We start from the raw sequence: 523 nt of genomic DNA, 5'->3' as shown, positions 1-523 counted from the left end.
ATCGAACACCCAGATCTCGCCGACCGTCGCCCGATGCCCGCGCGTGGCGTCCACGACATCGCGCTTGTTGCTGGTGGCCACCACCGCGCCCGGGGCGTCCATGATCGCCGGGATCACCCGGCAGGTGGTCTTACCCGAGCGCGGGCCCCAGATGTCGAGATGAAGATCCTCGAAGCTGCCCCACAACTCGCGGCCATCGGTGACCGCACGGCCGATCAGCACACCCGGCGCCTGACCCGCATCCAGCTTCACACCCAGGCTGGATGCCTTGGCGCGCACCGCGTCCCAGCACAGATCATCGAGCTCGCGGCCACGACCCATGTACTTGGCGCGCTCGTCGATCGGCTGCCGATCCGCCTTGCTCAGGCCCTTGCCCAGCGCGACATGGGCGGGACGGCCCTTGCGGTAACGGCGCTCGGCACGCGCGGCCACACACTTGCGACACGCCCACCGCACACCGATCGCGGTCGCGGCCACCGTCGCCAGCCCGCCGCCGACGAGGGTGCCCAGTGCGGCGGTGGCC

The 523-nt window shown here is 70.9% G+C and carries 1 protein-coding gene; it reads right to left on the bottom strand.

Features of this window, described 5'->3' with window-relative positions; translation table 11 throughout:
- A partial coding sequence (locus A5780_RS09480) for a type IV secretory system conjugative DNA transfer family protein (protein WP_197521710.1) occupies positions 1 to 523 on the bottom strand: 523 nt, incomplete at both ends.

Origin of the sequence: Nocardia sp. 852002-20019_SCH5090214, assembly GCF_001665865.1 — a bacterium.
Lineage (GTDB): Bacteria > Actinomycetota > Actinomycetes > Mycobacteriales > Mycobacteriaceae > Nocardia > Nocardia nova.
This window is presented reverse-complemented; position numbering and strand designations above follow the sequence as displayed.